Source organism: Achromobacter sp. ACM05, assembly GCF_019218915.1.
Lineage (GTDB): Bacteria > Pseudomonadota > Gammaproteobacteria > Burkholderiales > Burkholderiaceae_B > Achromobacter > Achromobacter animicus.
On the sequence record NZ_JAHUWQ010000002.1, the window covers coordinates 712129 to 738310 of the forward strand.

A 26182-nucleotide genomic window follows, 5' to 3' on the forward strand; every position below is an offset into this window, starting at 1 on the left:
GCGCCGTCCGCGCGTGTCTCGCGTGCGCGCGTGTATCGGCGTCCTTCTCCGCCGGCGCTCCGCCGGCTGTGTCTCCTGTCAAGAACGCGGCGCCGCCGCCCGCATCGCCGCCTCGCGGCGTCGTGTCGGGCGCGCATCCGCCTGTGTCAGCCGTCCTAGGCTGACCCGCCGCATCTCCGTCTCGCGCCTGAACTCCAGCGCCGCCCCGCGAGCATGACGCATTGACGTCGCCCGCCGTGCGCGCACATGGGCGCGCGTTATCGCGCCCCGGGCGGGAGTCTGCACCCCATTCAGACAGGTGATACCTCATGTCCATCATCCGACACGCGTGGACTGCCCACGCGTCCACCACCTTGTTCGTGCTGCTGTGGAGCGGCGGCGCGATCTTTGCCAAATGGGGGCTGTCGCATGCCTCCGCCTTCGGCTTTCTCTTGTTCCGCTTCCTGCTTGCGCTGGCGGTGCTGCTGCTGATCTGCGCGAGGCGGGGACGTTGGTTGCCGCAGACCGGCACTCGCATGCAGGTCGCGGCCACGGGTGCGCTGCTGATCGGCAGCTATTCCATCTGCTATCTGCTCGCGCTGGACCACGGCGTGACGCCTGGCGTGCTGGCGACGTTGCTCGGCGCGCAGCCCATCCTGACGCTGGCGCTGACGGAGCGCCGCTTTGCGCCGGCGCGTCTGGCGGGACTCTTCCTGGCGCTCGCCGGGCTGGTGCTGGTCGTCTATCAGAGCATCGCGTTGACGCGCTTGTCCGTCGCGGGCATCGCGTACGCCTGCGCGGCGCTGGCCAGCATGACGGGAGGCGCCTTGCTGCAAAAGCGCGTCCAGCAACCGCCGATGGACGTGATGCCGTTGCAGTACGCGATCAGTCTGGTGCTCTGCCTGCTGTTCGCACCATTCCAGCCGCTGCACGCCGACTGGAGCGTCGGCTTCATCGTGCCGTTGATCTGGATGGGCCTCGTGATTTCAGTCGGCGCCACGCTGCTGTTCTACCGCATGATCCAGGCGGGCAACCTCGTCAACGTGACCAGCCTGTTCTACCTGGTGCCGGTGGGCACGGCGGCGCTGGACTACCTGATTCTGGGCAATCGCTTGCCGGCGCTCAGCTTGGCTGGCATGGCCGCGATCCTGACAGGGTTGATGCTGGTGCTACGCCATCCCGCGACGCCCCGACATCCATCCACCCGTTCCACGGCTGGTCAGGGGGCGTGGAGCCGGCGCTCGTCGCGCCGTCCGGTCCCGCCCAATGCCCGCTGACCAACTGTGCCGGGCGGGATTGGGCGACCACCCGCGCACACAGATCCCATGCGTCCAGCCGCACGCTCAGTCCGGCGTAGACGCCGTGTCCCGCGCCCGCCTCGATGACGCCGGCCGCCTGCGCGCCTTCGCCCGCGCGGATCGCGCCCTCGGCGCGGATGTCCTCGCCGGCGATCAAGCCCCACCCGCAGGCGAGGTGTTCGCCCGACTGAATGGATCCGCCCGCCTGAATACCGCAACCGGCATTGATTTCCTGCTCCGCGGTCACGCCGCCGCCTGCCTTGATGCCTTGACCGCACTTGATGGCGCCTTGCGTGTTGATGTCCTGGCCGGCATGCAGGTGGCCGGTCACGGCCAGGTCCTGTCCGGCGCAGATGTCCCACTTGGCGCGCACATTGCCGCCGCAATCCAGGCGCGTCGCAATCTCGATCCCCCAGTCGGCCGCCACGTCGCCGCCGGCGCGCAGGTTGCCGCCGCTGGCAATGTTGCCGCCGGCCGTGATGTTTTCACCCGCCACGATCGACTCGCCAGCGCGAATGCCGCCGCCCGTGATAAGGCTGCGTCCCGCGCGCACCACCGTGTCCACATTGATCCCCAGGCGGACTTCAAGCGTCCCGGCAAACACGATGGCGGTGGCATCCAGCGTATCCAGCCGCAACACGGCGTCGGTCGGACCAAACTGGTCCAGCAGCCAGCAGGCGTCGCCGACGCGGCCGTCGGCGACCAGGGCATCGAGCACGGCCTGATAGTCCCCCTGTCCGTTGTGGTCGCGCAGGAACCATTTGTAGCCGCCGGCGCAGGGGTTCTTGGCTTTGACGAATTTCTTGGTGAGTTGCATGGCGCTGAATCGAAAAGGTGCGGTGCGTGGCCGCCGCGCGAGCCGGAAAGGGCGTGCGAGCGGCGAAATGGGAACGAGCGCCCGCCACGCGGCAGTGCGCCCGCCGGCCGGTTTCAGGCTGCAGGACGCGCGGTTGTGCGCAGGCAGCCGGCATCGGGCCGGAGCAAAAATCAGAATGGGGAGAGGCGGGCGATTAGCCGGGCTTGGACCGCGCGTAAGCGGAACGCGCGGCGACCTCCTGCGAACTCAACAGCGTTGAGCGCAGGGCGCAGAGAGCGCAGGTGACGCAGGGAAGGGAAGATATATCGGATTGCACGGGGCAGATGCTACCACCGGGGCAATTGCCGTCAAGCGGGGACGAATGCAAAGCGGGGCGCCAACCGCAAACCGCCGGCCCGCGCCCCTCTCGTCAGGTTGCGATCAGTTCGTCAGGACGATGTTGCGGTCCTTGGCGATGCGCTGGCGCAGTTCAAGTTCGCGCTTGATCAGTGCGGCGTACTCGGCCGGCGTGTTGCCGTCCACGATCGATCCGCCGTCGGCCAGGCGCTGGGCGATCTTCGGATCCTTCAAGGCCTTGACCGCCGCGGCGTGCACGCGGTCGACCACGGCTTGCGGCGTGCCGGCGGGCGCCACCAGGCCGTACCAGGCCATGTTGTCCATGTCGGGCAGGCCACCCTCGGCGAACGTCGGCACGTCCGGCAGGGCGGGCAGGCGCTTGGGCGCCGCCACGGCCAGCGCGCGCAGCTTGCCCGCCTGGATGTGCGGCATGGAGGAGGGCAGGTTGTCGAACTGGACGTTCACCTGGCCGGCGATCACGTCGTTCAGCGCCGGACCTGATCCGCGGTAAGGAACGTGAACCATGTCGGTCTTGGTCAGCGACTTGAACAGCTCGCCGTCCAGGTGGCTGATGCCGCCCGCGCCCGACGAGGCATAGCTGTACTTGCCGGGGTTGTTCTTGAGCAGGGTGATGAATTCGGCCAGGGTCTTGGCGGGCACGCTCGGGTTGACCGTCATGACGTTGGGCACGTTCACCATGTTGGTGATGGGCGTGAAGTCTTTGAGCGGGTTGTACGGGTTCTTGGGGTTCGTGGCCGGATTGGTGGCCATGGTGCTGACCGTGGCCACGCCCAGCGTGTAACCGTCGTTGGCAGAGCGCACCAGGGCGTCGGCGCCGATGGAGCCGCCGCCGCCGGCGCGGTTTTCCACGACCACGGGCTGGCCGAGTTCACGGCCCAGACCCTCGGCCACGACGCGCGCCACGATATCGGTGGTGCCACCGGCTGCAAACGGGACGATCAGGCGGATGGGTTTATTGGGGTAGGGATCTGCGGCCTGGGCAGCGGAGGTCAGGCAGGCGCCAGCGATGGCGGCGGCCAGGACGGCCTTGGCATGTGACAACACGTTCAAGAGTCTTCTCCATATTGTTGTTCCGAGCCGGCCATCTTGCCGGGCCAGCTTCGGTGAGGCGCGCATTGCCGGGGTGTCGCAAGCCAACGCCTCGTGGCCGCATTCCACACAGGTATGTCCCCATGGTCAACTCGGGATTGTCCCTGTCATGAGAAATCGCAAAATTTCTAACGTGTTCCTAAAAAGCGCGGAGATGACAGAAGTTACAGGAAAAAGTCAGTCTGACAGGCAGTTGAACACAAATTGAGAAGCTTTCGGTGCGCAATCGCTGCGCAGTCATCTTGCTGTCATTAGCTGGGTACGTACATAAATCCCTGCATAACTTACAAGAATCTGATATTTTTCGGCTGAGATTCTTGCCCGGTCTTGCAAGAAAGCTATTGCGTTTGTTTCTGTCTGCGCCGTTCAATTGGCGTTGGTTGATGACCCCTCGGGGCAACGTGTAGTGCAGCGACGCACCGGGCCAAGGGTTCCGTCCGTTTTTCAATCCCCGGTCTGTTTCGTCTCTCGCTGCCCTGCGCTGGCGGGAGGGGGCCCGGACATTTTCGGAACGCCATGTCGCTGATCCTGATCCTCGCTCTGCCGTTCGCCGGCAGCCTGTGCGCCGCGCTGCTGCCTTCCAACGCCCGCAACGCTGAGGCGTGGTTGGCTGGCCTCATCGCCCTCGCGTGCGTGGTTCTGATCGCGACGCTCTATCCGGACGTCGCCAACGGCGGCGTCATACGGGCCGACATGCCTTGGGCGCCCGCCCTGGGTCTGCAATTCACCCTGCGCATGGACGGCTATGCGTGGCTCTTTGCGCTGATCGTCTCCGGCATGGGCGCGCTGGTCGTGTTGTACGCGCGCTATTACATGTCGCCGGAAGACCCGGTCCCGCGCTTCTTTTCCTTCTTCCAGGCCTTCATGGGCGCCATGCTCGGCGTGGTGCTCTCGGGCAACCTGATCCAGCTGGTTCTATTCTGGGAAATGACCAGCCTGGCGTCGTTCATGCTGATCGCCTACTGGCACCACCGCCTGGACGCGCGCCGGGGCGCGCGCATGGCGCTGACGGTCACCGGGGCGGGCGGTCTCTGTCTGCTGGCCGGCGTGCTGATCCTGGGTCATATCGTCGGCAGCTACGACATGGACCGCGTCCTGGCATCGGGCGACCTGGTCCGCGCCGACCCCTGGTATCCGGCCGTCCTGGTGCTGGTGGCGCTGGGCGCGCTGACCAAGAGCGCGCAATTCCCGTTCCATTTCTGGCTGCCCAACGCCATGGCCGCGCCCACGCCGGTGTCCGCCTATCTGCACTCGGCCACGATGGTCAAAGCAGGGGTTTTCCTGCTGGCGCGCTTCTGGCCCGTGCTGTCTGGCACCGACGAATGGTTCTGGATCATCGGCGGGCTGGGTCTCATCACCCTGGTGCTGGGCGCCTACGCGGCCATCTTCCAGCAGGACATGAAGGGCGTGCTGGCGTACTCCACGATCAGCCACCTGGGCCTCATCACGCTGCTGCTGGGTCTGAACAGCACGCTGGCGCTGGTGGCCGCCATCTTCCACATGATCAACCACGCCACGTTCAAGGCGTCGCTCTTCATGGCGGCGGGCGTGGTCGACCACGAAACCGGCACGCGCGACCTGGGCCGGCTGTCCGGGTTGTATAAGGCAATGCCCATCACGGCCACGCTGGCGATGGTGGCCGCGGCTTCGATGGCGGGCGTGCCGCTGCTGAACGGTTTCCTGTCCAAGGAAATGTTCTTTGCGGAAACCACCTTCGTCAGTGCCGACCGCTACGTCCAGCTTGGCCTGCCGCTGCTCGCCACGATCGCCGGCGCATTCAGCGTCGCCTATTCGCTGCGTTTCATCCTGCAGGTGTTCTTCGGCCCCCCGGCCACCGACCTGCCGCGCGAGCCCCACGAGCCCCCGCGCTGGATGCTGTTGCCCAGCGCATTGCTGGTCATGATGTGCCTGTTGGTGGGCATCGTTCCCAGCCTGACCGTCGGCCCGTTCCTGGCCACTGCGGCGCAGAGCATCCTGGGCGAGAACATGCCCGACTACAGCCTGGCCGTCTGGCACGGTTTCAATCTTCCGCTGGCGATGAGCCTGGTCGCCACTACCGCAGGCGTGCTGCTGTACCTGGCCCTGCGCGCGCATCAGCGCGCCAATCCGGGCCGGGTGCCATTCATCTACCGCCTTGACGGCCGCCGTACCTTCGAGGCGCTGCTCGATGGCTCCAGCGTCGCCGCCGCGTGGCTGCTGCGCTGGGTGTCGTCCACGCGCCTGCAGGTCCAGATGGTGCTGATCCTGGTGGGCACGCTGTTCGTCGCGTGGCTGCCGCTGCGCGCCGGCGGCTGGCTGGACGGCGCCGTGCGCCTGACGCCGGTCGATCCGGTTTTCGCCTTGCTGTGGATCGTGGGCGGCACCTGCGCCCTGGCCGCCGCGTTCCAGGCCAAGTACCACCGCCTGGCCTCCCTGGCGCTGGCGGGCGGGGCAGGGCTGATTACCTGCCTGACCTTCGTCTGGTTCTCCGCGCCCGATCTGGCGCTGACGCAGCTGTCTGTCGAGGTCGTGACGCTGGTGCTGTTGTTGCTGGGCCTGCGCTGGCTGCCTCGCCGCATCGTGCAGGACGACGAGGAAAGCCTGAAAGCCACGCTGCAGGCACGCGGCCGCCGCCTGCGCGATCTGCTGCTGGCAGTCGCCGCCGGCACGGGCATGTCCGCGCTGGCCTATTCGGTGCTGGCGCGGCCGCAGACCAATCCCATTTCGTCCTATTTCGTGGATCGCGCGCTGCCTGACGGCGGCGGCACCAACGTCGTCAACGTGATCCTCGTGGACTTCCGCGGCTTCGATACGTTCGGCGAAATCACGGTGCTGGGCATCGTGGCGCTGACCGTCTACGCGCTGTTGCGCCGCTTCCGTCCAGCCGCCGAGAGCGCGGACATTCCGCGCCAGCAGATGGATCAGGACGGCGGCATCCCGGACGCGCCCGACATCAAGTCTCCGGTGCCCGCAGGCTCGATGATGGTGCCCGCGGTACTCGTGCGCCTGCTGCTGCCGATCGCCGCGCTGATCTCCGTGTATTTCCTCTTGCGCGGCCACAACCAGCCCGGCGGCGGTTTCGTGGGCGGCCTCATCTTCGCCACCTCCGTCATCCTGCAATACATGGTGGGCGGGGTGTATTGGGTTGAATCCCGCAGCCGCCTGAATCCCCAGAACTGGATCGGCATCGGGCTGCTGTCCGCCGGCATTGCCGCCGTGAGCGCATGGCTAGCCTACAAGCCGTTCCTTGCCGCGCTGGCCTGGGACGTCGCGCTGCCGCTGATTGGCCACGTCCACGTGTCCAGCGTGCTGCTTTTTGATCTGGGCGTCTACATGCTGGTCGTCGGATCCACCGTGCTGGTGCTGGTGGCGCTTGCCCACCAATCGCTGCGCGCGCAACGCAAGGCCGCCGCCGAGCTCCAGGCGGCCGCCGTTCAAACAGGAGAAGCCTGATGGAATTGATATACGCTGCCGCAATCGGCGTGCTGGCGGGCTCGGGCGTGTGGCTGCTGCTGCGGCCCCGGACGTTCCAGTTCATCATGGGCCTGTCGCTGGTCTCCTACGCGGTGAACCTCTTCATCTTCGGCATGGGCCGGCTCACGTCCGGCAGGCCGCCGGTGGTGGATCCGTCCATGGCGCATGATCCTTCGTGGTATGCGGATCCGCTGCCGCAGGCGCTGGTGCTGACCGCCATCGTCATCGGCTTTGCCACCACCGCGTTGTTCCTGGTTGTGCTGCTCGCCTCGCGGGGCCTCACGGGTACCGACCACGTTGATGGACGGGAGTCCCAATCTTGAGTTTCTGGCTTCAACACCTTCCTGTCCTGCCCATCATCATTCCGCTGGTCGCGGGCGCAGCGATGCTGCTGTTCGCCGACACCAGTCGCTACGCGCGCGGCGGGGTCGCGCTTCTGTCGACGCTTGCCCAGTTGGCGGCCGCGATCGCCTTGCTGGTCGTGGCCGGCGGGGGCGTGCCCGGCGTCTGGGAAAACGGGGTAGGGGCCTACCTGGTGGGCGACTGGCCCGCGCCGTTCGGCATCGTGCTGGTGGTCGACCGCCTGGCCGCCGTCATGCTGACGCTGACGGCCGTACTCGGTCTGGCCACGCTGGTCTACGCGCTGGCCCGCTGGGACCGCGCCGGCGTGCATTTCCATTCGCTGTTCCAGTTCCTGCTGATGGGCCTGAATGGGGCCTTCCTGACCGGCGACCTGTTCAACCTGTTCGTCTTCTTCGAAGTGCTGCTGGCGGCGTCCTACGGCCTGCTGCTGCACGGGTCCGGCGTGGCGCGCGTTAGCGCGGGCCTTCAGTACATCGCCGTGAACCTGGTGGCCTCATTCCTGCTGCTGATCAGCATCGCGCTGATCTACGGCGTGACGGGCACGCTCAACATGGCGGACCTGGCGCTGCGCGCAGGCAATCTGGCGGGCGCCGAGCGCATGCTGTTCGAGGCTGGCGCCGCCATCCTCGGCGTGGCCTTCCTGGTCAAGGCAGGGGCCTGGCCGCTCAACTTCTGGCTGGTCAAAGGGTATGGTTCGGCCGGTGCACCGATCGCGGCCATGTTCTCCATCATGACCAAGGTCGGCATCTACGCGCTGTTGCGCATCGGCTCGCTGCTGCTGCCGACCGGCGCGCCCGCCGCCTTCAGCCTGGACTGGATGTTTGCCGCCGGACTGGCCACGCTGCTGTTTGGCGCCCTGGGCCTGTTGGCGACCCAGCAACTGGAAAAAATGGTCGGCTACTGCGTCATCGTGTCGGCCGGCACGTTGCTGACCGCATTGGGCATGCCGGGCGTGACGCTCACGGGGCCCGCGCTCTTCTACCTGATCAGCTCGGTGCTGACCACGGGCGCGTTCTTCCTGCTGGCCGAACTGATCGAGCGCACCCGCAGCTTCGGCGCTAACGTGCTGGCGGTCACGCTCGATGCCTTCGACCTGGACGATCCAACCTCTGTGAACCGCTCCGACGACGTCGTGGGCGTGGCGATTCCCGCGGCAATGGCGTTCCTGGGCCTGGCCTTCATTTCCTGCGCGTTGCTGGTGACCGGCCTGCCGCCGCTGTCCGGCTTCGTCGCCAAGTTCTCGCTGTTGTCGGCAGCGGTATCGGCCGCCACCGAGTCGGCGCCGCCGATGGACGCCTGGCTGCTCGTGGCCGCCGTGCTGGTGTCGGGCCTGGCGGGCCTGATCGGCCTGGGCCGCACCGGCATCCGTATCTTCTGGGCCAGCGACGACCGCAGCACGCCGCGCCTGCGCGTGATCGAGGCAGGCCCGGTCGCCGTGCTGGTGCTGCTGTGCGTGGGCCTGGCCGCCGGCGCGGGTCCCGTGTCGGCCTACCTGGACGACGCCGCCCGTTCGCTCGACCAGCCCGCGTCGTATATCGACGCCGTCATGTCCGCGCAGACCGTGCGCGGCGTCAAGGGAGGAAGCTGATGCGCCGCCTTTACTTCCTGATCCTGCCCACGCTGCTGTTTGCACTGTGGCTGCTCCTCAATGAAAGCGTGTCGCCGGGGCAGATCGCCCTGGGTATCGCGCTGGCGCTGTGGTTCACGTGGGCCGCCTCGCGCCTGCGCCCGCTGCATGCACGGCCGCGCCACCTGTGGAAGGTGATCCCGCTTTTCCTGCACGTGACGTGGGACATCATCAAGTCCAACATCGCGGTCGCGCGGCTGATCCTCAATCCGCGCCGCAATGAGTTCTCGCCGGGGTTCATCCTGATCCCGCTCACCATGCGCGACCCGCATGGCCTGGCGATGCTGGCCTGCATCGTCACCTACACGCCCGGCACGGTCTGGGTGAGCCTGACTGAAGACCACGCGCTGAAACTGCATGTGCTCGATCTGCAAAACGAAGACGAGTGGATCGAACTGGTGCAGCAGCGCTACGAGCGCCCGTTGATGGAGATGTTCGAATGAATTCCGTACTGTATTGGGCGGCATCCTTTGCCTTGCTCTGCTTTGCGCTGGGCATGGTGTTCGCCACCATCCGCCTGTTGCGCGGTCCCACCGCCCAGGACCGCGTCCTGGCCCTGGATACGCTGTACATCAACGGCATGCTGACGATGCTGGTGTTCGGCATCCGGTCCGGCACCTCGGTGTACTTCGACATCGCGCTGCTGATCGCGCTGTTTGGCTTTGTGGGCTCTACCGCCATGGCGCGTTTCCTGTTGCGCGGCGAGGTCATCGAGCCATGATGGAAGTCGATATCCCCCTGTGGGCCGGTATCCCCGCCACCATTCTGCTGGTGCTGGGCGGACTGCTGGCCGTGACCGGCTCGGCCGGGCTGCTGCGTTTCCGCACCTTCCAGTCGCGCATCCATGCCCCCACGCTGGGCAACACGATGGGCTGCGCCTGCGTGCTGGCGTCTTCCATCCTGGTGTTCTCGGCGCTGTCCGCGCGCCCGGTGTTTCACGAGGTCATCATCACGCTGCTGCTGATTGTGTCGTCGCCTGTCACGGCCATGTTGCTGATGCGCGCAGCCACGTACCGCAACCGCCTCACCAAGGCGGAAGCGGACAAAGACGCGCGCTGATTTCGGGCCGTCCCTGTTTGCGGACGTTGAAACGTAACCTTACGAATTCACGTCGCTAGTTATGTCCCCCATCGCGCGGTCATGGGATAGTGAGGTCAGTTGGCGGCGCGGTTGATACCGCGCCGTCCGGGTTCAATCTCTTCATAAGGAGCTGACCATGAATACTGTTCCCATGCCTTCGAAGCGCCTTGCTGCCATTCTCTGCACCGCCGGCCTGATGTTCGCCGCTGGCGCGGTTCAAGCGCAATCTTCCGGCGCCTCGGCGCAGTCCAGCTATCAGCAGGACGTCGCCGCCTGCAAAAGCGGCAGGACCGGGCAAGCGCTGGATGCCTGCCTGCGCGAAGCTGGCGCGGCGCGCCAGGAGCGCAGCCGCCAGAATCTCCGCGAAGAAAGCCCCGAACAACTGCAGCAGAACATGGTGGCGCGCTGCAACCGTCTGCCCGAAACCCAGCGCCAGAATTGCGTCACGCAAATGACCGCGCCGGGTAACGTGCGCGGCAGCGTGCAGGGCGGCGGCGTGCTGCGCGAGACCGTGATCCAGGTGCCCGCCGGCACGGCCCCGGGCATGGCCCCCGCGCCGGGCATGGCTCCCGCCCCGGGCATGGCGCCCGCTCCCGGCACGGGAACGATGACCGCGCCGATCCGCCAGTAAGGCGTTGCTCCGAACCAGGGCGCATGATTTAAAGCGCATGAAGCGAAGGTGAAGCAGGGCGCTGCGTGATGCACCGCGCTGCTTCCAAGGCGCAGCCGCTGCCGCATTCAGGCAAAATGGCGGCTGTCGCCTTTTTTCACGCATATTCATGTCCGACGTCATCGCCCTGATTTTCGATTTCGACGACACGCTGGCCTCGGACAGCACGTCCGGTTTCCTGGACAGCATCGGCGTGGACACGGCCTCGTTCTGGAAGGAAGAGGTCGATCCCCTGCTGTTTCAGCAGGACTGGGATCCCGTGCCGGCCTATCTCTATAAGATGATCGAACTGTCCCGGCAGGGACGGCACGGCCTCATCACGCAGCAGCGCCTGAAAGATTGGGGCGCGCGCCTTGATCTGCACGATGGCGTGGCCACGCTGTTCCAGCGTCTGCGCGCCGCGGTCCGGGCCGAGCACCCGCAGGTGCAGCTCGAGTTCTATCTCATCTCCAGCGGCATCGGCGACGTGGTGCGCTCGACGCCCATCGCGCATGAATTCACCGAAATCTGGGCGTCCGAATTCGTCTATGGCGAGGACGGCGGCATCGCGTTTCCGCGGCGCGTCGTCAGCTTTACCGACAAGACTCGCTACCTGTTCCACATCCAGAAGGGCATCATCGGCCGCGAATTCCGCAACAAGCCGTTCGAGGTCAACCGCAAGGTTCCCGAGGACCGGCTGCGCATCCCGTTCGACCAGATGGTCTTCGTGGGCGACGGCTACACCGACATTCCGTGCTTTTCGCTGATCCGCCGCGCCGGCGGCTTTGCCTTTGGAGTCTGGGATCCCAAGCACCGCGACAAGCGCAGCCGCGCCTGGGGCTTCATCGAAGAAGGGCGCGTGTCCAACCTGAACCAGGCCCGCTACGACGAAGAGGCCGAGTTGTATCAATGGCTCGAAGAAGCGGTCACCAGCCTGGCGGGCCGCATCGCGCTGAAATCGCGGGTGTACCGTGGATGAGTTGGCCCCGATGGACGCGGTGCCGCGCTGGACCGAGCAGGACGCGCGTTTCATGACCCTGGCCCTGGAACAGGCCCAGGCCGCCTACGACATCGGCGAGGTGCCGGTGGGCGCGCTGGTCGTGTCCGCCCAGGGCGACATCCTGGGGCGGGGCTACAACCGCACCATCATCGACCACGATCCCACGGCGCACGCCGAAATCGTCGCCCTGCGCGGCGCCGCGCGCCAGCTTGAGAACTACCGGCTGCCCGGCATCACCGTCTACGTCACGCTGGAACCGTGCGTGATGTGCATCGGCGCCATGCTGCATGCGCGCCTTGCGCGCGTGGTGTTCGGCGCGTACGACCCCAAGACCGGGGCCTGCGGCAGCGTGCTGGACGTCGGGTCCGTGCCCAAGCTCAACCATCACACTTCAGTCACCGGCGGCGTGCTGGCCGAACCCTGCGGCGACCTGCTGCGCCGGTTCTTCCGCGAACGCCGCGCCAAGGAATCCATCGCATGAGTACCCCCAAAGCCGCCAAGTCCGCTGCCAAGCCCGCCGCCAAGGCGCGCCGCGCCAAGGCCGCAGCCACCCCGGCGCTCGATCACCCGCACGATCACGGCCCGGACTGCGGCGACGCATGCGGTCACGACCACGATCATGGCCACGACCACGCGCACCATCACGGTCCCCAGCCGGACGCCCGCGGCATCTACCTGATTTCCCCGTCGTCCGCCGTGCGCGACCCCGCCACCGTGACGCTGGCGCTTGAACGGCTGGCGCAACAGGGCTTCAAGACCGCGCTGGACCGCACGGCGCTGGCCGAGCATCAACGGTTTGCCGGCACGGACGCCCAGCGCCTCGCCAGCCTGACCCGCGCCACGAAGCAAAAGCTGCCGATCGTCATGGTGACGCGCGGCGGCTACGGGCTGGGCCGGTTGCTGCACGCCATCGACTGGAAGGCCATGGCCGACAGCGGCAAGCGCTTTGTCGGCATGAGCGATTTCACGGCGTTCAACCTGGCGCTGCTGGCGCAGACCGGCGCGGTCAGCTACACGGGCGCCACCGCGGTCCAGGATTTCGGCGGCAAAAAGGTCGATGACCTGACCGAAGCGCTGTTCGGCGAAGTGATGCGCGGCGAGCTGGAGATCCTCAGCTTCGAAACCCAGGACGCCGACCCGGTCGACGCGCGCGGCATCCTGTGGGGCGGCAACCTTGCGATGCTGACCTCGCTGCTGGGCACGCCGTACATGCCGAAGATTCGCGGCGGCATCCTGTTCCTGGAAGACGTGGCCGAGCATCCGTACCGCGTCGAGCGCATGCTGATCCAGCTTTGGCAGGCTGGCATCCTGGCGCGCCAGAAGGCCATCGTCCTGGGCCGTTTCACCGAATACAAGCTGGCGCCGCACGACAAGGGGTACGATCTGCACGAGGTCGTGGCCTGGCTGCGCAAGACGGTCAAGGTGCCGGTCATTACCGGTCTGCCGTACGGCCATGTCGCCACCAAAGCCACCTTGCCCATCGGCCAGAAGGTCGGCATCGCCACCGAAAAGGGCCTGGCGCATCTGGTGCTGGACGAGCATCAACACTGATCCCCGGTCTGGCGGTCAGGCGGTCCGGCGCTCCGGGGGCGGGCGGTCCGGCGCTCCAGCAGCGCCGCTCTCGCCAATATAAATAAGGGCCGCAGCCCGTTTGCTACACTAGCAGGTTTTCCCGCATGCGCTTTCGGGCGCCTTCAAACGTACATACACCGTGATATCCACCGCCAATCTCACCATCCAGTTCGGTCCCAAGCCCCTTTTCGAGAACGTCAGCGTCAAGTTCGGGGAAGGCAACCGGTACGGGCTGATCGGGGCCAATGGGTCCGGCAAGTCTACGTTCATGAAGATCATCGGCGGCGACCTGGAACCGTCCGGCGGCAACGTCGCGCTTGAACCCGGCGTGCGCCTGGGCAAGCTGCGCCAGGACCAGTTCGCGTTTGAAGACGTGCGCGTGCTGGACGTCGTGATGATGGGCCACACCGAAATGTGGGACGCCATGTCCGAGCGTGACGCGATCTACGCCAACCCGGAGGCGACCGAAGACGATTACATGCGCGCGGCCGATCTGGAAGCCAAGTTCGCGGAATACGACGGCTACACCGCCGAAGCCCGCGCGGGCGAGCTGCTGCTGGGCCTGGAAATCGCGGTCGACCAGCACAACCTGCCGATGCGCGAAGTCGCGCCGGGATGGAAGCTGCGCGTGCTGCTGGCGCAGGCGCTGTTCTCGAACCCCGACGTGCTGCTGCTGGACGAACCCACCAACAACCTGGACATCAACACGATCCGTTGGCTGGAAAACGTGCTCAACGGCTACCAGAGCACGATGATCATCATCAGCCACGATCGTCACTTCCTGAACCAGGTGTGCACGCACATGGCTGACGTGGATTACGGTGAAATCCGCATCTACGCAGGCAATTACGACGACTACATGCTGGCTTCCACCCAGGCCCGCGAGCGCCTGGTGGCCAACAACGCCAAGGCCAAGGAACGCGTCGCCGAACTGCAGGACTTTGTCCGCCGTTTCGCGGCCAACAAGTCCAAGTCGCGTCAGGCCACCTCGCGCCTGAAACAGATCGACCGCATCAAGGCCGACCAGGTCGTGGTCAAGCCCTCGTCGCGCCAGAACCCGTACATCCGGTTCGAGCAAAGCAAGGTCATGCACCGCCTGGCCGTCACTGTCGAAAACCTGACCAAGGCCTATGACGCGCCCGTCATCACCAAGTTCTCGGCCATGGTCGACGCCGGCGAAAAGATCGCCATCATCGGCGCCAACGGCGTCGGTAAGACCACGCTGCTGCGCCTCCTGGCGCAGGATCTGCAACCCGATTCGGGCACGGTGAAATGGTCGGACAACGCCGACCTCGGCTACATGGCGCAGGACGTTTCCGACCAGTTCCAGCAAACCGACATCAACCTGCTGGACTGGATGGGCGACCACCGCCAGCCGGGCGACGACGACCAGTCGATCCGTTCGGTGTTGGGCCGCCTGCTGTTCTCGGCTGACGACCTGCCCAAGGCCCCCAAGGTGCTGTCCGGCGGCGAAAAGAACCGCATGACCTTCGGCCGCCTGATGCTGGGCCGGCACAACGTGATGCTGCTCGACGAGCCCACCAACCACCTGGACATGGAATCGATCGAGTCGCTGCAATTCGCGCTGGAAAAGTACGAAGGCACGCTGGTGTTCGTGTCGCATGACCGTGAATTCGTGTCCGGCCTGGCCACGCGCGTGATCGAAATCCTGCCCACCGGCGAGATCGTCGACTACCGCGGCGGCTACGAAGACTACCTGTCCTCGCGCGGCATCGAAGCCTGATTCCGCACGGCGGGTCATGAAGCGGCGCACGAATCCGTGCGCCGCTTTCTCATTTGCGCCACGGCCGCGCGCCATGTAGTCCGCCGGGCCGCGATGGCCACCTGTTCAGCCGGGCGCAATCTGCGCTGCGCTATCATCGGGCCCGACCCTGGCGGCTGTCCGGCCAGGCTTCTTTTTGTCCCCACATGTCTCCCTCTTTGCATGACGCGCCTGATGGCGCGCAGATCGGCACGTTCACCCTGACGGCCCGCATCGTTGCCATCGCCTTCTTTACCTTCATCTGCTACCTGGCCATCGGCCTGCCGCTGGCCGTGCTGCCGGGTTACGTGCACGGAAACCTGGGTTACGGATCCGTGCTGGCGGGCCTGGCGATCAGCGTGCAGTACGTGGCGACCCTGCTCAGCCGCTCGCACGCCGGCCGCATGGCCGATACGGTCGGCCCGAAGCAGACCGTCGTCATCGGCATGGCGGCCTGCGCGATCAGCGGCATTTTTCTGCTGCTCGCCTACGCCTTCGAACGCACCGCGTGGCTCAGCCTGGCGGCAATCATCCTCAGTCGTCTGGCGTTGGGATTCGGCGAGAGCTGGGTCGGCACCGGCTCGGCCACCTGGGCCATCGCGCGGGTAGGGCCGTTGCACACCGCCCGCGTCATATCCTGGAACGGCATCGCCACCTATGGCGCGCTGGCGCTGGGCGCGCCGCTGGGCGTGCAGCTTGAAAAGCACTGGAGCATGGGCGCACTGGGGGGCGCGGTGCTGCTGCTGGGATTGGCCGGGCTGGGTCTTGCCATGATCCGGCCGGCCGTCGCCATCGTGGGCGGGCACCGCATGGCTTTCAAGAGTGTGGTGCTGCGCGTGTTCCCGCACGGCGTGGCGCTGGGTCTGGGGTCGGTCGGCTTCGGCACGCTGGCCGCCTTCGTCGCGCTGTATTACGCCAGCGTCTCGTGGGACGGCGCCGCAAGCGCGCTCAGTGCGTTCGGCGGCGCTTTCATTGGCGTGCGCCTGCTGTTCGCCGGCACCATCACCCGCTTTGGCGGATTCCGGGTCGCGCAGGTGTCGTTCGTGGTGGAAGCGGCCGGTCTGTTGCTGTTGTGGCTGGCGCCCAACCCGGGCATGGCGCTGCTGGGCGCCGCGCTGACCGGCTGCGGCTTCGCGCTGGTGTTCCCGGCCATCGGCGTCGAGGCCGTGGCGCGCGTGCCGGCCGGCAGCCGCGGCGCGGCGCTGGGCGCCTATTCGGCCTTCCTGGACCTGGCGCTGGGCGTGACCGGCCCGATCGCGGGCTACATCTCCAGCGGCTTCGGCTACCCCGCGATCTTCCTGGCCGCGTCCCTGTGCGTCACGCTGGGCTTCGTCATTGCGTTCGGATTGCAGCGGGCGGCCAGCAGGCAGACGGCGACGGTCTGATCGTTATTACGAAAAGAAGTAAAGACATTCGATATTGATCGTTTGGATTCATATAACGAATTGTTAGATTTGAGGCTCGTTTTCACGCGCGCTGACGATTCGTTCCATGAACCTGACTTTCGACCACGTCCACAAGCATTTCGGCGACCTGCCCGTCGTCGACGGCTTCACCAGTGAATTCAAGACCGGCGAGCTGGTCGCGCTGGTCGGCCCCTCGGGCTGCGGCAAGTCCACCTTGCTGCACCTGGCCGCCGGGCTTGAAATGCCCACGCAGGGCAGCGTGCTGGCCGACGGCGACAAGGTCACGGGACCGAATCCCAGCCGCACGCTGGTTTTCCAGGAACACGCCCTGTATCCCTGGCTGACGCTGGAAGACAATGTGGCGCTGGCGCTGGAATTCCAGAACACACCCAGGAAGCGCGCCCGCGAAGCCGCACGCGAATGGCTGGCGCGCGTCAGCCTTGAAGGCTTCGAACACTACTATCCCCATCAGGTCTCCGGCGGCATGCGCCAGCGCGCTGCGCTGGCCCGCGCGTTCATCGCCCAGCCCCAGACCATGTTGATGGACGAACCCTTCGGCGCACTGGACGCGCTGACCCGCCTGAGCCTGCAGGATGTGCTGCGCCAGCTCATCGCGCAGGAAAAGCCGACGGTGCTGCTGGTGACCCACGACGTCGACGAGGCCCTGTTCCTGGCCGATCGCATCGTCGTCTTCAGCCCGCGTCCGGCCCGGGTGCTGCGCGAATTCAACCTGGCCCACCGCGTCAAGACGCACGACCTGTCCGACCTTGCCACTGAGAAGCGCGAAATCCTGCGCCTGTTGGGCATCGGCGTCGGCGGTTCGGACGCGCACGCCGACATCGCGCTGGCCGCCTGACCTTCTTCCCCAAATACCCACGGCCGCCCGGGCGCGGCCGCTTATCGAATTTCCTGGAGCTCCTCTGATGAAACTGAAGCAATGGTTGTCCCTGCCGCTGGCCGCGGCGCTGCTGGCGGCTGCCCCCGCGATGGCTGCCGAGAAGTTCCGCGTAGGCTACCTGCGCGTGATGGACGACGCGCAGGCGATCGTCGCGCAAGAGGGCGGCTACTACAAGAAGGCCGGCCTGGATTCCGAACTGATCGAATTCAAATCGGGCACCGATCTCATCAAGGCAATCGTCGGCGGCCAGCTCGACATCGGCGTGCTCGGCTTCACCAACGCGGTCGCCTGGGCCTCCAAGGGTGCTGACCTGAAGGTGGTGGGCGGTGCGCAGCAGGGCTATCACTCGCTGATCGTGCGTGACGATTCCGGCATCAAGGACATTGCAGGCCTGAAGGGCAAGACGCTGGCCTCGCAGGCCGAAGGCAGCACCGCCGACGTGGTCCTGAAGGGCGTCGTGCTCAAGCAGGGCAACCTGACTGCCGACGACGTGAACGTCATGGGCGTGAGCCCGGCCGTGGCCGTGCAGTCGCTGGTGGGCAAGCGTGTTGACGCTGCCTTCCTGTTCGAACCCTACGACCGCATCGCGCAACTGGTCGCGCCGGTCAAGCAGATCTACGAAGTGGGGCAGGCCTGGCCGTTCCCGTGCATGGTCGTCATCACCTCGGGCGAAACGCTGGCCAAGCGCAAGGACGATGTCTGGAAGGCGCTGGACGCCCAGAACCAGGCCATCACGCTGCTGCAGAAGGAGCCGGCGCAGGCTTCCAAGCTGATCGCCTCGTACTTCATCGCCGAGCCCACGCTCAAGACGCTGACCCGCGGCGAGCTGCCGCGCGAAACCGTCATTTCCGAGGCCATCAGCACGCAGGTGTTCACGCCCAAGCTGACGGAAAAGGACACAGCGCGCATGCAGGAAATCGCTGACATCCTGCAGGCCCAGGGTTCGCTCAAGACGCGCGACGGCAAGCCGTACGACGTCTCCAGCATCGTCGACCTGTCCTGGCAAGAGGCTCGCAAGCTTTGAGCGCATCTACCCGTGTGACCGGCGCCCGCAAGCATCTTGCGGGCGTTTTGGGCGTCCTGTTCATCCTTGCGCTGTGGCAACTGGCCGCGTTCGCGCTGCCCGACTTCCTGATGCCGGGCGTGCCCGCGGTCGTCGAGCGGCTGTTCGAAGACCTGGGCAAGCAGTCGTTCCATCAGAGCCTCATGGGCACGCTGGGACGGTTGGGCGCGGGTTACGGGCTGGCGCTGGCCGCCGGCGTGGGCTTCGGCCTCGTGGCGGCCGTGCTGTTCTTCTTCCGCGAAGTCCTGCGCAGCGCCATCGTCATCCTGCAGTCGATCCCGTCCATCGCGTGGGTGCCGCTGTTTCTCATCGTGATGGGCTTTGGCAATACGCCCATCATCGTGGTCGTGGCGCTGTCGGCGTTCTTCCCGGCCGCGCTCAGCGTGATGAACGCCACCGAATCCGTGCAGCGCGTGCACGTGTCGGCGGCGCGCGTCATGGGCGCGACGCGCTGGGGGCTGATCAAGCGGGTGTACCTGCCGGCGGTCATGCCCGAGCTCATCACCGGCGCGCAGTTGGCGTTCGGCAACGCCTGGCGGGCGCTGATCTCGGCCGAAATGCTGATCGGGTTCGGCAAGGGGCTGGGCCGGTCGCTGGCGTACTCGGGCGAAATCGCGGACATGACCGGCGTCATGACCAACATCCTCGTGATCGCCGTGCTGGCTGCGTTGATCGACCAGTTCGTGCTTGAAAACCTCAAGCATCGTTTGCTGCGTTACCAATACGTCTGACGTTGTCATCATGATGTCCCGCATGCGTCCATTCGTCCTTGCCGCGGGCCTGCTGCTCGCGGGCTTCGCGCAGGCGCAGCCGGATACTTTTCCGGCGGCGCGGGCGCGCGGTGAGCTGGTCGTGGGGGTGCCGTATCTGGCGCCGCCGCCGGTCGCGGGGGCGAAGATCCGCACGCCCGAAGGCCTGGACGCCACTATCACCGACAAGCTGGGCGCCAGCCTGAAGCTGCCCGTGCGGCTGGTCCAGTTGCGGGCCGCTGACGCCGCCCGGGCGCTGAAGGCAGGCGAGGTGGATCTGGTGCTTGCGGACCGCGCCGACGGACAGCCGCAGACCGTCGCGGTACAAGCCACCGGCTATGCGGCACGGCCCAAGGCCGTGATCCGCACCGACACGCGGATGCGCAAGCCCGCCGACGTGCAGGGCCGCAGCGTCTGCATGGCCGAAGCCGCCACGCAGGCGCAAGCCCTGGCGCAAAGCTGGGGTGCAACCGTCAAGACCTATCGCGTGCCGTCGGACGCGCTCGTCGCCGTGCGCGAAGGCGAGTGCGACATCGGTCTGGTCGACGATGCCGTCTGGGAGCCGCTGATGCGCTTTCCGGAATGGAAGAAGTTCTCCTCGACGCTGACGCCGGATGGCGCACGCCAGGAGCGCGTGTGGCTGCTGCCTGCGCAGGACGAGGCCTCGCGCGCGTGGCTCGGGCAAGAGATGCGGGCCTGGGACCGCGCCGGCGCCTGGAAGGCCATGACCACGAAATGGGCGCGCGACGTCGCGTTCGACGTCTATCTGGATCAGGAAGTCCCGGACTGCCACGGCTGATGCGCGTCCGGTCGGCGCCGCGCAGGCCGGGCCGCGCAGGCCGCATCCGAGCAGGCCGGGCCGCGCAGGCCGCATCGCCTGCCGATCCGCGCACTTACAATGCCGGGCATGACGCACACGCTGACCGCTCCCTGCACCTACCAGGAAGACATCAAGAAAAGCCGCTTTGCCGCGTATGCCGCGCCGGTCGCCACGATCGACGACGCCATGCGCTTCTTTGCCGAGCACAGCGACCCCGAGGCCACGCACAACTGCTGGGCCTACCGCATCGGACAGGAATACCGCTTCAATGATGATGGCGAACCCGGCGGCACCGCGGGCAGGCCGATCCTGCAGGCCATCGAAGGCCAGGATATGGACCGCGTGGCGGTATTGGTCGTGCGCTGGTACGGGGGAATCAAGCTCGGCGCGGGCGGACTGGTGCGCGCTTACGGCGGATGCGCAGCCAATTGCCTGCGGTTGGGCGAGCGCACGGAAATCGTCGACCTGGCAACGGTACGCTGCGCATGCGGATTCGGCGAGATGGCGCTGTTGAAATCGCGGTTGGCCCAGGCAGGCGCCGCCATCTTGCAGGAAGACTACAACGCGGACGGCGTCACGCTCACGTTCACGGTGCCGCGTGTGGTGCTGACTGAATTGGAAGTCACTGCGGCGAACATCACGCGCGGCCGGTCCGCGTGGGAAGTCGTTTTGTAGCCAGCCAGCGTCCGCACCGGCCTGCCGCGCAGCGGCGTCCGGGAAGCAAATGTCCCGGTGCAAAAGGAAGGGGCCCGATCCGGGCCCCTTGCGGTTTTACGCGTCCTGGCTGTCTTGCGCCGCGGCGATTTCCTGGTGGACCTTTTCCATGTCCACTTCCTTGATCTTGGCGAGCAGTTCGTTCAACTGACCGCCGGACAAGGCGCCGGGTTGCGAGAACAGCAGGACCTTTTCGCGGAAGACCATCAGCGTCGGAATCGAGCGGATGCCCAGCGCGCCGGCCAGTTCCTGCTCGACGTCGGTATTCACCTTGGCGAACGTGACGTCCGGATGCTCGGTGGCGGCCTGTTCGAACACCGGCGCGAAACCACGGCACGGGCCGCACCAGGGCGCCCAGAAGTCGACGATGAGGGTGCCGTCGGGCGTGATGGCTTCCTGGAAGCTGTCTTTGGTGAGTTCAACAATACTCATAAGAAATCCTTGCCGCGTGGGCGGCGAAAAGCGGTGGCGGAGACACCGGGGGCCTGCCCCGGCGCTGATGCGGCGACGCGTATTGCCAGGCCTTGAAAGCCCATAGTAGAGCCGGTCCAGGCCGCGTCGCAATGGTTGGCGCCGTCAATGGCGCAGAATACGGCCCTCAGGCCGCCGATTTCGTGGAGACGCCCGCGCCGTTTTTCAGCGAGGCGACGATCTCGAAAGAACGCAGGCGGTCTGCGATGTCGTAGAAGTCGGACACGATCATGACCTCGTCGGCCTGCGTTTCCGCGACCAGGGCTTCGAGTTCCCGCTTGACGGTGTCCGGTCCGCCCACGATCGACGCGCCCAATCTCTGATTGACCGCCTCGCGCTCCCATTCGTTCCACACGCCGTCCATGCTTTCGACCGGCGGCTGCAATTGCAGGCGATGGCCGCGCACGAGCGACAGGAACTTCAGTTGCTGCGTGGTCGACTGGAACCGCGCGGCCTCGTCGGTTTCGGCGGCAATGACGGGCACGCCGATCATCGAATAGGGGCGCGCCAGCGTCTCGGAAGGCTTGAACAAGTGACGGTACAAGCGCATCGCGGCCATGCCTTCCGGCGAGAAATGCCCGGCAAACGAGAAGGGCAGGCCAAGTTCAGCCGCCATGCGCGCGCTGAAGTCACTGGAACCCAGCAGCCAGATCGGCACATCCAGGCCTTCACCGGGGATGGCGCGCACGGGCTGGCCGGGGCGCGAGGGGGCCAGAAAGCCGCGCAGTTCCTCCACCAGGGCCGGGAACTCAAGACCGCTGCGCGGGCTGCGGCGCAGCGCCTGTTGCGTGGCGCCGTCGCTGCCGGGTGCGCGGCCCAGGCCCAGGTCGATGCGGCCGGGGTACAGGGTCTCGAGCGTGCCGAACTGTTCGGCGATGATCAGCGGCGCGTGGTTGGGCAGCATGACGCCGCCCGAGCCGACGCGCAGCGTGCGCGTGTGGCCGGCCACATGGCCGATCAGCACAGCCGTGGCGCTGCTGGCGATGCCGTTGATGTTGTGGTGCTCGGCCAACCAGAAGCGGTTGTAGCCCAGTTGCTCGACATGCTGCGCCAGCGCGACCGTATTGCGGAACGCGTCTGCGGCATCGCGGCCCTGCACAATGGGGGCCAGGTCCAGCACGGAAAAGGGGATATTCGCCAGGGCACTCATGCGTGCGCCTCCGCTGCGTCATGACAGGCCGGCAGCGCGGAAATGAAAGGGGAAGGGCGCAAAATGTACTCCATATGCTGATCTACATGGGGAGTGTATCGGCGAATTCAACCGCGCCCGCCAGCAACCATGCCCTTGGCCGGGTTGATTGATTTTCTCGATCCCTACAATAGCAAGCACGAACGCGGCCTGGAATGGCCGGGCATTGGCCATTCAACATTTGCCATTTAACCAAAGGAGACGCGCATGGGCGCCAGCGGCCAGAACAACCGCATCGACAACATCGAATTCAACGTCGCGGACATCGCGCGCAGCAAGCGCTTCTATGGCGACGTCTTCGGATGGACGTTCACGGATTACGGTCCCACGTATTCGGAATTCACCGATGGCCGGCTGACGGGCGGCTTCACGACGGGTGAAGCGGTGCGGCCGGGCGGTCCGCTTGTGATCCTGTACGGCGACGACCTGGCCGCAACCCGGCAACGCATCACGGCCGCGGGCGGTCGCATCAGCCGCGACGAGTTCACGTTTCCGGGCGGCAGCCGCTTCCATTTCACGGACCTCGACGGCTACGAACTGGCGGTGTGGACGGCCGCCAAATGAAAAAACCGCCGCAAGGCATGGCCTGCGGCGGTTTTGCGTGAACAGCGTGTCAGCCTGACTATTCAGGGAAGAACGCGTAGCGGATCACGAAAAGCACGGCTACGAGCCACGTGGCCGGGTGCACGTCGCGCATCTTGCCCGTGGCGGTCTTGAGCACCACGTAGCTGATGAAGCCGAAGGCAATGCCGTTGGCGATCGAGTACGTGAACGGCATGACCAGCGCGGTCAGCGCGGCCGGCGTGGCTTCGCAGACGTCGTTCCAGTCGATGTCGATGAGCTCGCGCATCATCAGACCGGCGACGTAGAGCAGGGCGGGTGCGGTGGCGTAGGCCGGCACGGCGCCCGCCAGCGGCGAGATGAACAGCGCGGCCAGGAACAGCAGGCCCACGATCAGTGCAGTCATGCCGGTGCGTCCGCCAGCCTGCACGCCGGAGGCGCTTTCGACGTAGGCGGTGGTGCTGCTGGTGCCCAGCATCGAACCGGCCACGATGGCGGTGCTGTCCGCGAACAGCGCGCGGCCCAGGCGATTGGGCCGGTCTTCAGGCACCAGGCCCGCGCGCTTGGCTACGCCCACCAGCGTGCCGGTGGCGTCAAACACTTCGACCAGCACGAACACCAGAATCACGTGCACGAAGCCGGAATGCAGCGCGCCCATGATGTCCAGCTTGAAGAGGGTAGGCGACAAGCTGGGCGGCGCCGAAAAGATGCCCTTGAACTCGTTGTAGCCCATCACCATCGACAGCACCGTGACCACGATGATGCCGATCAGGATGGCGCCACGCACGCGCAGCGCATCCAGCGACGCGATCACAAAAAAACCCAGGATGGCGAAGAGCGGACCGTGCGTGGTGAGGTTGCCCAGGGTGACCTTGGTGGCCGGATGGGCGACCACGATGCCCGCGCTGGATAGCGCGATAATGGCCAGAAACAGCCCGATGCCGGCTGCGATGGCACTGCGCAGTGAATGCGGGATGCCTTTGACCAGCCAGACCCGGATGCCGGATATCGTCAGGAACAGAAAGATGATGCCCGAGATGAACACCGCACCCAGCGCCTGCTCCCAGGTGTAACCCATGGTCTTGACCACGGTGAAGGCAAAGAAGGCGTTCAGCCCCATGCCGGGCGCCATGCCGATCGGCCAGTTGGCGATGAACGCCATCACCAGCGAGCCCAGCGCGGCGGCCAGGCAGGTGGCAACAAAGACCGCGTCGCGGTCCATGCCCGTCGAGGACAGGATGTCAGGATTGACGAAGATGATGTACGACATCGTCAGGAATGTCGTCAGGCCGGCCACGACTTCCGTTCTTGCGGTCGTGCCGTGCTCACGCAGCTTGAATAGCTTCTCCAGCATTCGAGTCCCCAGGGTTTTTGCAGGATTTTCAGGTTGTGGCGGGCGGGGCGGAAAGCCCCGTCCCAGTCAAGAACCCGCGTATTTTCGCATCAGTTGTAAACTCTGCCGCCATGATCATTCTCGGCTTTGAAAGCTCCTGCGACGAAACCGGCGTCGCAGCCGTCTGTACGGAACGCGGCCTGCTTGCGCACGCGCTGCATACCCAGATCGCCATGCACCAGGAATACGGGGGCGTGGTGCCGGAACTTGCCTCGCGCGACCACATCCGCCGCGTGGTGCCGCTGACCCGCCAGGTGCTGCAGGACGCGGGTCTGCAGATGTCCGACATCGGCGCCGTGGCCTATACGGCCGGGCCCGGTCTCGCCGGCGCCTTGCTGGTCGGCGCCAGTGTCGCGCAGTCGTTCGCCTGGTCGCGCGGCCTGCCTGCCATCGGCATCCATCACCTCGAAGGCCATCTGCTGTCGCCGATGCTGGCCGATCCCCGGCCCGAGTTTCCCTTCATTGCCTTGCTGGTCTCAGGCGGCCATACCCAGCTCATGCGCGTGGACGGCGTGGGTCGCTACGAGCTGCTGGGCGAAACCCTGGACGACGCCGCGGGCGAGGCCTTCGACAAATCCGCCAAGCTCATGGGCCTGGGCTACCCGGGTGGACCCGCGCTGTCCCGGCTGGCCGGCAGCGGCGACGCCTCGCGCTTCGACCTGCCGCGCCCCATGTTGCACAGCGGTGACCTGGACTTCAGTTTCAGCGGCTTGAAAACCGCCGTGCTGACCCGAGTCAAGGCGGCCGAACAGAATGGCGGCCTGGACGAACAGACCCGCGCTGACCTTGCCGCCGCCACGCAGGCGGCCATCGTCGAGGTGCTGGCGGCCAAGTCCATCCGCGCGCTTAAACAGACCGGGCTGCGCCGCCTGGTCGTGGCCGGCGGCGTGGGGGCCAACCAGCTTCTGCGCGCCAAGCTCGATGCCGCGCTCAAGCCGCTCAAGGCCCGCGCATACTTCCCGCCGCTGGAACTGTGCACCGACAACGGCGCCATGATCGCGTTCGCGGCCGCCGAACGGGTGAAGGCCGGATTGGCCACGCTGGACGCCAGCGCCCATAGCTTCACGGTCAAGCCGCGCTGGGATCTGGCCGATATCGCCTGAAATGAAAAACGGGCGGCCAGGCCGCCCGTTTTTTTCCACCCCTCTGATCCGCCCATCGCGGGGGGATTACTTTTTCTTGCTGCCGATCCGGCTTTCGGTGCCCTGGATCAGCCGGGCGATATTGGCGCGGTGACGGTAGAACAGCAGGATGCCGATGATCGCCAGCGCCACGCCCAGCGCCGGCTGCGCCTGCCAGGCCAGCCCGGACCCGAACACGTAGTACACGGGGGCGAAGAACGCGGCCACCAGCGAAGCCAGCGACGAATAGCGGAAGAAAATGGCGATGATCAGCCAGGTTGCTGCGGTGGCGACGGCCAGCCAGGGCTGGATGGCCACCAGCACGCCCAGCGCGGTCGCCACGCCCTTGCCGCCCTTGAAACCCAGGAACACGGGGTAGAGGTGGCCGATGAAGGCGGCCAGCGCCACGCAGGCCAGGGCGACGGGGCCGATGCCGGGCGCCAGCTTCTCGGCCAGCCAGATCGCGAACCATCCCTTGGCGGCGTCCCCCAATAGCGTCAGCGCGGCGGCGGTCTTGTTGCCGGTGCGCAGCACGTTGGTCGCGCCGGGGTTCTTGGACCCATAGCTGCGGGGGTCTTGCAGACCCATCAGCTTGCTGACCACCACGGCGAAGGGCACGGAGCCGATCAGGTAGGCCAGCACGACGAGCGCGACGGTAAATGCCAGGGAGGGTTCGGTTATCGCCATGGAAGGGGAGTCCGTTGTTGTAGTAGTGGCTGCGGATTCTACCGCGGGTACAATCCGCCACGTC

General features: G+C 66.2%; 25 protein-coding genes and 1 pseudogene. 20 read left to right on the forward strand and 6 right to left on the reverse strand.

Going from position 1 to position 26182, the window contains the following annotated elements; all coding sequences use genetic code 11:
• Positions 1-308 precede the first annotated feature (308 nt).
• Entirely contained in the window at positions 309-1256 is a 948-nt protein-coding gene (locus KW836_RS14200) for a DMT family transporter (protein WP_218343681.1), read from the forward strand.
• On the opposite strand, the pseudogene KW836_RS14205 reads toward KW836_RS14200, so the two are convergent.
• Positions 1237-2094 (reverse strand): annotated as a pseudogene (locus KW836_RS14205) (hypothetical protein); the annotation flags it as partial. The gene KW836_RS14200 and the pseudogene KW836_RS14205 overlap by 20 nt on opposite strands.
• Before the next feature lie 420 nt (positions 2095-2514).
• A complete protein-coding gene (locus tag KW836_RS14210) occupies positions 2515-3501 on the reverse strand; it encodes a tripartite tricarboxylate transporter substrate binding protein (RefSeq protein WP_218343682.1) in 987 nt (328 codons plus the stop codon).
• A 555-nt stretch (positions 3502-4056) separates the two neighbouring features.
• Here KW836_RS14210 and KW836_RS14215 point away from each other — a divergent pair.
• From KW836_RS14215 to KW836_RS14295, 17 genes are all read left to right on the forward strand, one after another.
• Positions 4057-6972, forward strand: a complete 2916-nt coding sequence (locus KW836_RS14215) for a monovalent cation/H+ antiporter subunit A (RefSeq protein WP_175136642.1) — start codon at positions 4057-4059, stop codon at positions 6970-6972.
• Positions 6972-7316, forward strand: a complete 345-nt coding sequence (locus KW836_RS14220) for a Na+/H+ antiporter subunit C (RefSeq protein WP_175121730.1) — start codon at positions 6972-6974, stop codon at positions 7314-7316. Before KW836_RS14215 ends, KW836_RS14220 begins: the two co-directional genes overlap by 1 nt.
• Positions 7313-8944: a monovalent cation/H+ antiporter subunit D gene (locus KW836_RS14225; RefSeq protein WP_175121729.1), complete on the forward strand. Its 1632-nt coding sequence runs from the start codon at positions 7313-7315 to the stop codon at positions 8942-8944. The genes KW836_RS14220 and KW836_RS14225 overlap by 4 nt, the downstream gene beginning before the upstream one ends.
• Positions 8944-9426 (forward strand): Na+/H+ antiporter subunit E, encoded by a 483-nt coding sequence (locus KW836_RS14230; protein WP_175121728.1) that lies wholly within the window; start codon positions 8944-8946, stop codon positions 9424-9426. Before KW836_RS14225 ends, KW836_RS14230 begins: the two co-directional genes overlap by 1 nt.
• Entirely contained in the window at positions 9423-9704 is a 282-nt protein-coding gene (locus KW836_RS14235; protein WP_056317324.1) for a K+/H+ antiporter subunit F, read from the forward strand. The genes KW836_RS14230 and KW836_RS14235 overlap by 4 nt, the downstream gene beginning before the upstream one ends.
• Complete coding sequence (gene mnhG / locus KW836_RS14240) at positions 9701-10042, forward strand: monovalent cation/H(+) antiporter subunit G (protein ID WP_175121727.1); 342 nt, start codon at positions 9701-9703, stop codon at positions 10040-10042. The genes KW836_RS14235 and mnhG overlap by 4 nt, the downstream gene beginning before the upstream one ends.
• A 157-nt stretch (positions 10043-10199) precedes the next feature.
• On the forward strand, positions 10200-10694 hold the full coding sequence (locus tag KW836_RS14245; protein WP_255595619.1) for a hypothetical protein: 495 nt from the start codon (positions 10200-10202) through the stop codon (positions 10692-10694).
• A 148-nt stretch (positions 10695-10842) separates the two neighbouring features.
• Positions 10843-11691: an HAD family hydrolase gene (locus KW836_RS14250; protein WP_175121726.1), complete on the forward strand. Its 849-nt coding sequence runs from the start codon at positions 10843-10845 to the stop codon at positions 11689-11691.
• A gap of 10 nt (positions 11692-11701) precedes the next feature.
• The gene (tadA, locus tag KW836_RS14255) at positions 11702-12193 is read left to right on the forward strand and encodes a tRNA adenosine(34) deaminase TadA (RefSeq protein WP_175122009.1); all 492 of its coding nucleotides are present in this window, start codon (positions 11702-11704) and stop codon (positions 12191-12193) included.
• A complete protein-coding gene (locus KW836_RS14260) occupies positions 12190-13263 on the forward strand; it encodes an LD-carboxypeptidase (RefSeq protein WP_218343683.1) in 1074 nt (357 codons plus the stop codon). The genes tadA and KW836_RS14260 overlap by 4 nt, the downstream gene beginning before the upstream one ends.
• Positions 13264-13423: 160 nt before the next feature.
• Positions 13424-15028, forward strand: a complete 1605-nt coding sequence (locus KW836_RS14265) for an ABC-F family ATPase (RefSeq protein WP_175121724.1) — start codon at positions 13424-13426, stop codon at positions 15026-15028.
• Between the two features lie 185 nt (positions 15029-15213).
• Positions 15214-16431, forward strand: a complete 1218-nt coding sequence (locus KW836_RS14270) for an MFS transporter (protein WP_175121723.1) — start codon at positions 15214-15216, stop codon at positions 16429-16431.
• Positions 16432-16537: 106 nt separating this feature from the next.
• The gene (locus KW836_RS14275; protein WP_218343684.1) at positions 16538-17308 is read left to right on the forward strand and encodes an ABC transporter ATP-binding protein; all 771 of its coding nucleotides are present in this window, start codon (positions 16538-16540) and stop codon (positions 17306-17308) included.
• Between the two features lie 67 nt (positions 17309-17375).
• The gene (locus tag KW836_RS14280; RefSeq protein ID WP_175121721.1) at positions 17376-18374 is read left to right on the forward strand and encodes an ABC transporter substrate-binding protein; all 999 of its coding nucleotides are present in this window, start codon (positions 17376-17378) and stop codon (positions 18372-18374) included.
• On the forward strand, positions 18371-19144 hold the full coding sequence (locus KW836_RS14285) for an ABC transporter permease (protein WP_175121720.1): 774 nt from the start codon (positions 18371-18373) through the stop codon (positions 19142-19144). The genes KW836_RS14280 and KW836_RS14285 overlap by 4 nt, the downstream gene beginning before the upstream one ends.
• A gap of 10 nt (positions 19145-19154) precedes the next feature.
• A complete protein-coding gene (locus KW836_RS14290) occupies positions 19155-19961 on the forward strand; it encodes a transporter substrate-binding domain-containing protein (protein WP_218343685.1) in 807 nt (268 codons plus the stop codon).
• Between the two features lie 108 nt (positions 19962-20069).
• Positions 20070-20657: a YigZ family protein gene (locus KW836_RS14295; RefSeq protein WP_218343686.1), complete on the forward strand. Its 588-nt coding sequence runs from the start codon at positions 20070-20072 to the stop codon at positions 20655-20657.
• A gap of 96 nt (positions 20658-20753) precedes the next feature.
• Here the strand turns inward: KW836_RS14295 and KW836_RS14300 are convergent, their stop codons facing one another.
• Both KW836_RS14300 and KW836_RS14305 read right to left on the reverse strand, forming a co-directional pair.
• On the reverse strand, positions 20754-21128 hold the full coding sequence (locus KW836_RS14300; protein ID WP_006388150.1) for a co-chaperone YbbN: 375 nt from the start codon (positions 21126-21128) through the stop codon (positions 20754-20756).
• Between the two features lie 166 nt (positions 21129-21294).
• Positions 21295-22317 carry an LLM class flavin-dependent oxidoreductase gene (locus tag KW836_RS14305; protein WP_175121717.1) on the reverse strand — a complete coding sequence of 341 codons (1023 nt, stop codon included), beginning with the start codon at positions 22315-22317 and terminating at the stop codon, positions 21295-21297.
• A gap of 246 nt (positions 22318-22563) precedes the next feature.
• Between KW836_RS14305 and KW836_RS14310 the strand changes: the two genes are divergently transcribed.
• Positions 22564-22920 carry a VOC family protein gene (locus KW836_RS14310; RefSeq protein ID WP_218343687.1) on the forward strand — a complete coding sequence of 119 codons (357 nt, stop codon included), beginning with the start codon at positions 22564-22566 and terminating at the stop codon, positions 22918-22920.
• A gap of 58 nt (positions 22921-22978) precedes the next feature.
• Here KW836_RS14310 and KW836_RS14315 read toward each other — a convergent pair whose 3' ends face one another.
• Positions 22979-24271 carry an NCS2 family permease gene (locus tag KW836_RS14315; protein ID WP_056560820.1) on the reverse strand — a complete coding sequence of 431 codons (1293 nt, stop codon included), beginning with the start codon at positions 24269-24271 and terminating at the stop codon, positions 22979-22981.
• A 110-nt stretch (positions 24272-24381) separates the two neighbouring features.
• On the opposite strand from KW836_RS14315, the gene tsaD reads away from it, so the two are divergent.
• Positions 24382-25413, forward strand: coding sequence for a tRNA (adenosine(37)-N6)-threonylcarbamoyltransferase complex transferase subunit TsaD (gene tsaD, locus KW836_RS14320; protein ID WP_218343689.1), 1032 nt, complete (start codon positions 24382-24384; stop codon positions 25411-25413).
• A gap of 66 nt (positions 25414-25479) precedes the next feature.
• Here tsaD and plsY read toward each other — a convergent pair whose 3' ends face one another.
• Entirely contained in the window at positions 25480-26118 is a 639-nt protein-coding gene (gene plsY, locus KW836_RS14325) for a glycerol-3-phosphate 1-O-acyltransferase PlsY (protein WP_175121713.1), read from the reverse strand.
• Positions 26119-26182: the final 64 nt, after the last annotated feature.

What these genes read in the sequence shown, in the direction of transcription:
- KW836_RS14200 (WP_218343681.1), top strand. Translation starts at nt 309, where the DNA reads ATGTCCATCATCCGACACGCGTGGACTGCCCACGCGTCCACCACCTTG.
- KW836_RS14215 (WP_175136642.1), top strand. Translation starts at nt 4,057, where the DNA reads ATGTCGCTGATCCTGATCCTCGCTCTGCCGTTCGCCGGCAGCCTGTGC.
- KW836_RS14220 (WP_175121730.1), top strand. Translation starts at nt 6,972, where the DNA reads ATGGAATTGATATACGCTGCCGCAATCGGCGTGCTGGCGGGCTCGGGC.
- KW836_RS14230 (WP_175121728.1), top strand. Translation starts at nt 8,944, where the DNA reads ATGCGCCGCCTTTACTTCCTGATCCTGCCCACGCTGCTGTTTGCACTG.
- KW836_RS14235 (WP_056317324.1), top strand. Translation starts at nt 9,423, where the DNA reads ATGAATTCCGTACTGTATTGGGCGGCATCCTTTGCCTTGCTCTGCTTT.
- mnhG (WP_175121727.1), top strand. Translation starts at nt 9,701, where the DNA reads ATGATGGAAGTCGATATCCCCCTGTGGGCCGGTATCCCCGCCACCATT.
- KW836_RS14245 (WP_255595619.1), top strand. Translation starts at nt 10,200, where the DNA reads ATGAATACTGTTCCCATGCCTTCGAAGCGCCTTGCTGCCATTCTCTGC.
- KW836_RS14250 (WP_175121726.1), top strand. Translation starts at nt 10,843, where the DNA reads ATGTCCGACGTCATCGCCCTGATTTTCGATTTCGACGACACGCTGGCC.
- tadA (WP_175122009.1), top strand. Translation starts at nt 11,702, where the DNA reads ATGGACGCGGTGCCGCGCTGGACCGAGCAGGACGCGCGTTTCATGACC.
- KW836_RS14260 (WP_218343683.1), top strand. Translation starts at nt 12,190, where the DNA reads ATGAGTACCCCCAAAGCCGCCAAGTCCGCTGCCAAGCCCGCCGCCAAG.
- KW836_RS14270 (WP_175121723.1), top strand. Translation starts at nt 15,214, where the DNA reads ATGTCTCCCTCTTTGCATGACGCGCCTGATGGCGCGCAGATCGGCACG.
- KW836_RS14275 (WP_218343684.1), top strand. Translation starts at nt 16,538, where the DNA reads ATGAACCTGACTTTCGACCACGTCCACAAGCATTTCGGCGACCTGCCC.
- KW836_RS14280 (WP_175121721.1), top strand. Translation starts at nt 17,376, where the DNA reads ATGAAACTGAAGCAATGGTTGTCCCTGCCGCTGGCCGCGGCGCTGCTG.
- KW836_RS14290 (WP_218343685.1), top strand. Translation starts at nt 19,155, where the DNA reads ATGATGTCCCGCATGCGTCCATTCGTCCTTGCCGCGGGCCTGCTGCTC.
- KW836_RS14295 (WP_218343686.1), top strand. Translation starts at nt 20,070, where the DNA reads ATGACGCACACGCTGACCGCTCCCTGCACCTACCAGGAAGACATCAAG.
- KW836_RS14300 (WP_006388150.1), bottom strand. Translation starts at nt 21,128, where the DNA reads ATGAGTATTGTTGAACTCACCAAAGACAGCTTCCAGGAAGCCATCACG.
- KW836_RS14305 (WP_175121717.1), bottom strand. Translation starts at nt 22,317, where the DNA reads ATGAGTGCCCTGGCGAATATCCCCTTTTCCGTGCTGGACCTGGCCCCC.
- KW836_RS14310 (WP_218343687.1), top strand. Translation starts at nt 22,564, where the DNA reads ATGGGCGCCAGCGGCCAGAACAACCGCATCGACAACATCGAATTCAAC.
- KW836_RS14315 (WP_056560820.1), bottom strand. Translation starts at nt 24,271, where the DNA reads ATGCTGGAGAAGCTATTCAAGCTGCGTGAGCACGGCACGACCGCAAGA.
- tsaD (WP_218343689.1), top strand. Translation starts at nt 24,382, where the DNA reads ATGATCATTCTCGGCTTTGAAAGCTCCTGCGACGAAACCGGCGTCGCA.
- plsY (WP_175121713.1), bottom strand. Translation starts at nt 26,118, where the DNA reads ATGGCGATAACCGAACCCTCCCTGGCATTTACCGTCGCGCTCGTCGTG.